This window comes from Herbaspirillum sp. B65 (assembly GCF_000333555.1).
GTDB lineage: Bacteria > Pseudomonadota > Gammaproteobacteria > Burkholderiales > Burkholderiaceae_D > Herbaspirillum > Herbaspirillum rubrisubalbicans.
Genome location: NZ_BADI01000198.1, coordinates 1 through 4,886, shown reverse-complemented (window position 1 = coordinate 4,886; position 4,886 = coordinate 1). Strand labels below are relative to the sequence as shown.

The 4,886-nt window shown below is 59.7% G+C and carries 5 protein-coding genes; all 5 read right to left on the bottom strand.

What is annotated here, in order from left to right; translation table 11 throughout:
- A partial coding sequence (locus I5W_RS05045; protein ID WP_044528423.1) for a methyl-accepting chemotaxis protein occupies positions 1–1,356 on the bottom strand: 1,356 nt, incomplete at its 3' end.
- A gap of 331 nt (positions 1,357–1,687) precedes the next feature.
- Positions 1,688–3,307: a chaperonin GroEL gene (gene groL / locus I5W_RS05040; RefSeq protein ID WP_044528422.1), complete on the bottom strand. Its 1,620-nt coding sequence runs from the start codon at positions 3,305–3,307 to the stop codon at positions 1,688–1,690.
- A 49-nt stretch (positions 3,308–3,356) separates the two neighbouring features.
- Positions 3,357–3,674 carry a co-chaperone GroES gene (locus I5W_RS05035; protein WP_017451392.1) on the bottom strand — a complete coding sequence of 106 codons (318 nt, stop codon included), beginning with the start codon at positions 3,672–3,674 and terminating at the stop codon, positions 3,357–3,359.
- Between the two features lie 146 nt (positions 3,675–3,820).
- Positions 3,821–4,456: a hypothetical protein gene (locus I5W_RS05030; RefSeq protein ID WP_044528421.1), complete on the bottom strand. Its 636-nt coding sequence runs from the start codon at positions 4,454–4,456 to the stop codon at positions 3,821–3,823.
- 233 nt (positions 4,457–4,689) lie between these two features.
- Positions 4,690–4,886, bottom strand: a 197-nt coding sequence (locus I5W_RS29465) for a transporter (protein ID WP_199901707.1), incomplete at its 5' end; no start/stop codon positions are given.

Here is a 4,886-nt window from a genome sequence, read left to right as displayed (position 1 = left end):
ATGCGTCACGCGCTGCACGCTGTCGACCACCTGGCCCATGGTAGCGCCGGCCTGTTCCACCAGTCGGCTGCCGGTGTTGACCTTTTCCACCGAATTGTCGATCAGTTCCTTGATCTCCTTGGCTGCCGCCGCCGAACGCTGTGCCAGCGAACGGACTTCGGAAGCCACCACTGCGAAGCCGCGTCCCTGCTCACCGGCGCGTGCTGCTTCGACTGCAGCATTCAATGCCAGGATATTGGTCTGGAAGGCAATGCCGTCGATCACGCTGATGATGTCGACAATCTTGCGCGAGGATTCATTGATGGCTTCCATCGTGTCCACCACCTGGGCCACCACCTGACCACCCTGATTGGCTATAGTCGAGGCGCTGTTGGCCATCTGGCTGGCGTTGCCGGCGTTGTCGGCATTTTGGCGCACGGTGCCAGTCAGTTCTTCCATCGAGGCGGCGGTTTCTTCGAGCGAACTCGCTTGCTGTTCCGTGCGGGACGATAAATCCATATTGCCGGTGGCGATTTCCTTGGCACCGGCGTCAATGCTGTGGGAACTGTTGCTGACCTTGGTGACCAGCGTAATCAGAGCCTGCTGCAACTGCTTCAGGCCGTCCAGCATTTGCCCCATTTCATCACGTGAGCGGGTCTCGATATTGTTGGTCAGATCACCTGCCGCCATTGCCTTGAAGGTGGCCAGTGCCTGATCGAGCGGGCCGATGATGGCCTGCCGCAACGAACGCCAGACCCACAGTGAAACGAACACCATCAGACCGAGGCCGACACAGGTCACAATCACGAAGCTACGATACATCTGCAGTGATGTTTCATAAGTCTGCTGCGCGCGGGTGGCCTGGTACGCTTGCATGGCGGCGCTAGCGTCGCTGGTGGCATTGAAGAGATCGCGCATGGAATTCCACGCGCTGGACAGTTCGTCGAACTTGCCGGCCTTGAGGGCATTGATCATGGCCATATAACCTTTGTCCGAGAAAGCAGCGCGTTTGGCGTTCAAATCATCGGCCAGGCGCACTTCCTCGGCATCGCTTTTTTCCATCAATTGATTGCGATATTCATTCCATGCTTTGTCCGCTTCGCCAAACAGCTTCAGTGCACGGTTGGCCTGTTCATTGGCTGCCGGATTTTGCGGTGCCATGCCCAGCCTGTAGATTGCGAGGAAGCCGCGTGCATTGTAGATATCGGCATGCGACAGTGCGATGGCCGAAGCCAGTTCCCTCTTGTACATCAATTGCTGCGCGTTGTTGCCATAGTTGAAGCCCCAGACTCCCATAGCCCCCCCGACGAACAGGAGCGAAGCCAGGGAGCCGATGACCAGCGCAATGCGTGTCCGGATGGTGAAATTGAAATTCATTGCAGATGTTCCCCTCGCCGTTGGTGAAGCAGCGGTTAATTGAGTTGGCAGACAGTAGAAAGACAATCTTCACTGGACAACACTCGTGTCCCCTCCCGATGCATGAACTGGCAATGAAGTGCATGTCGGTTCCCCAGTGGCGGCAAGCAAAAGCAGCCCAAAAATAATACCATGGTGCAGTATATTTCGTTGAAGCAACATTCATATGCATTTGGTCGTGGCAAATCACTTTCCTCGTAGATTCGTCATCAGATGCTCCGAATGTAAAAACGCCCGCTTTATGCGGGCGTTTGCTGCTCAGCGATACATATTCTCGAATCGCTTGTCCAATTCACATATCTAACGCGGCAGTTGGGGTGGCCTCCTTTTCCTCTGCCGGTGCATCCGCCACGGTAGCATCCGTAGTCAGAATCAACGAAGCCACCGAAGCAGCGTTCTGCAAGGCGGTGCGGGTGACCTTGGTCGGATCAATCACACCCAGTTCCACCATGTCGCCGTACTCTCCGTTGGCCGCGTTGTAGCCGAAGTTGCCCTTGCCGGAATAGACCTTGGCCACCACGACCGATGGTTCGTCGCCGGCGTTGGCAGCAATCACGCGCAGCGGGGCCTCCAGCGCGCGCAGCACGATCTGGATACCGGCGTTCTGGTCGGCATTGGCCCCTTCCAGTTTGCTGATAGCCGCACGGGCACGCAGCAGTGCCACGCCGCCACCGGGCACGATGCCTTCTTCCACCGCCGCACGGGTTGCGTGCAGGGCGTCATCGACACGGTCCTTCTTTTCCTTCATTTCAACCTCGGTCGCGGCACCGATCTTGATGACCGCCACGCCGCCGGCCAGCTTGGCCACGCGTTCTTGCAGCTTCTCGCGATCGTAGTCGCTGGTGGTTTCCTCAATCTGGGCCTGGATCGCCTTGACGCGTGCATCGATCTTGTCCTGGGCGCCGGCACCATCGATGACGGTGGTGCTGTCCTTGCGCACCTCCACGCGCTTGGCGCTGCCCAGATCCTCCAGCGCGGTCTTCTCCAGGCTCTTGCCGGTTTCTTCGGAGATGACGGTGCCGCCCGTGAGTACGGCGAGGTCTTCCAGCATGGCCTTGCGGCGATCGCCAAAGCCCGGCGCCTTCACCGCAGCCACCTTCAGCACGCCCCGCACCGAGTTCACCACCAGGGTCGCCAGTGCTTCGCCATCGATATCCTCGGCCACGATGAACAACGGCTTGCCGGCCTTGGCCGTCATCTCCAGTACCGGCAGCAGTTCGCGGATGCTGGAAATCTTCTTGTCATACAGCAGCACCAGAGGATCATTGAGCTGGCACAGCTGCTTGTCCGGATCATTGATGAAGTAGGGCGACAGGTAGCCGCGGTCGAACTGCATACCCTCGACCACATCGAGTTCATTCTCCAGCGACTTGCCATCCTCGACCGTGATCACGCCTTCCTTGCCCACCTTGTCCATCGCCTGGGCGATGATGTTGCCGATGGCCTCGTCAGAATTGGCCGAGATCGCGCCGACCTGGGCGATTTCCTTGTTGGTGGTGATGGGACGGGAAATCTTGCGCAGTTCCTCGATGGCCGCCGCCACCGCCTTATCGATGCCGCGCTTGAGGTCCATCGGGTTCATGCCGGCGGCCACGTACTTCATGCCTTCCTGCACGATGGACTGGGCCAGCACGGTGGCCGTGGTGGTGCCGTCGCCGGCCACATCGGCCGTCTTGGAGGCGACCTGCTTGACGACCTGGGCCCCCATGTTCTCCAGGCGGTCCTTCAGCTCGATTTCCTTGGCCACCGAGACACCGTCCTTGGTGATCACCGGTGCGCCGAAGCTGCGGTCCAGCAGCACGTTGCGGCCCTTGGGGCCGAGCGTCACCTTGACGGCATCGGCCAGTACGTTGACGCCCTTGACGATGCGGGCGCGGGCAGTGTCATGAAACTTCACTTGTTTCGCACTCATGTTAGGTCTCCACGAACTAGGGAATGGTAAGGTTCAGCAATACGCCGTATCAGGCGGCCTTCTTGTCCTGCCCGGCGGCAGCTTCGAAGACGCCGAAGATATCTTCCTCGCGCATGACCAAGAGCTCCTGGCCATCGATCTTGACGGTCTGCCCGGCATATTTGCCAAAGAGCACCAGATCGCCGACCTTCAGCTGCAGCGCGCGCAGGCTGCCATCGGGTAGTACCCGACCGTTGCCCACGGCCAGCACCTCGCCCTGCTCGGGCTTCTCGGTGGCGCTGTCGGGGATGACGATGCCCGAGGCGGTCTGGCGCTGCTGTTCGATTCGCTTGACGATCACTCGGTCATAAAGGGGACGAAGTTTCATGTTCAATCTCCAGAATGGTCAATGTCACGTGAACAAAAGAGAATCAGGGATCAAGGATCCCGGCCTTGAAATTTAGGCGATGCAGGAAATAAGTCTGGCCGGGCAGCTTATCAAGAGCGCCAGGCACAGTAATTTGTAACAAGTTGTTACGGCTGGGAAGGCAGGATCAAGCGCGTGATGCGGCCCATCCGGTAGACCATCTGGCGGCCACGGCCTTCCGCCGGCAGCGGTGCGACCGGACAGGGGCCGGTGCGTGCGCCATCGCTGTCCAGCGTCTCGTCGTCCTGCGCCAGTTGCGACCACAGGCCGCCCTTGACCGGGTGGAACAGCCAGCGCCAGTAGCCTCGGCGGGAAGCCAGCTGCATGGCGTCGTGGCGGGCCTGTGGTGCGTCGTCGAGTGTGACCGGATGATCTTCATCACCTTCTCCGAAGGCCTGGCGGCATTGCAGGGCTTCCCCCGACGGTGCGCCGATCTGGTTGCATCCGCGCGCACGGATGCGCGTGACGTCCCAGGCGCCCAGGCGCCAGGCCAGTTCCAGTACCAGTTCATCGCGCAGCAGGTCGCTATACCAGGGGCCCTCCACCTTCAGCAGCGAACTCTGGACCGGCCTGGCAGGGATCGATATTCCCGGCAACTGCAGCGGGGTGGAGCGCTGGAAACCGTGCCAGTGCAGGAAGAGGTAGAGCGGACTGTCTGCCGAGTGGGCAGCGGTAGCGCTGACCGCGTAAAGCGGTAGCCGGGTGGCCTCCATCTGGGCCACAACGTCGTCGAAGATTTCCATCAATCAAATCTCCTGTAGCGGGACGATGGGTAATGATCCGATGAGGATTCCTAGCTATTTTAGGTGTTGCCGAGTCGCGCTTTCAATCCCTCGATGTGTCATACGAACGGCTGCTGTTAGCCGATTGCGGACGTCGCAAACAGTAGTCCACCACGCGCCCAATCGAACCCGCTACTGGCCTCACATGGCAGCGGTGGCGGCCATTGGCCGTTTCGATGGGCGGCGCTAGTACATCACTTGAAAGGAACGCTGACCTGAAGCCAGAACCGATCTCCTTGCGGACGATTGCGTACCGAAAACTCGCGCTGATATTTGAAAGTCACGGCCGAGCCTGGCGTCCAGTCCCATCGGATCTGCGGCCCGATACCCATCGCTTGTCCCCGAAATCCGTTGCCAGCTACCGCCTGGCCATTTTGTTGTCGTCGGAAAT

What these genes read in the sequence shown, in the direction of transcription:
- I5W_RS05030 (WP_044528421.1), bottom strand. Translation starts at nt 4,456, where the DNA reads ATGGAAATCTTCGACGACGTTGTGGCCCAGATGGAGGCCACCCGGCTA.
- groL (WP_044528422.1), bottom strand. Translation starts at nt 3,307, where the DNA reads ATGAGTGCGAAACAAGTGAAGTTTCATGACACTGCCCGCGCCCGCATC.
- I5W_RS05035 (WP_017451392.1), bottom strand. Translation starts at nt 3,674, where the DNA reads ATGAAACTTCGTCCCCTTTATGACCGAGTGATCGTCAAGCGAATCGAA.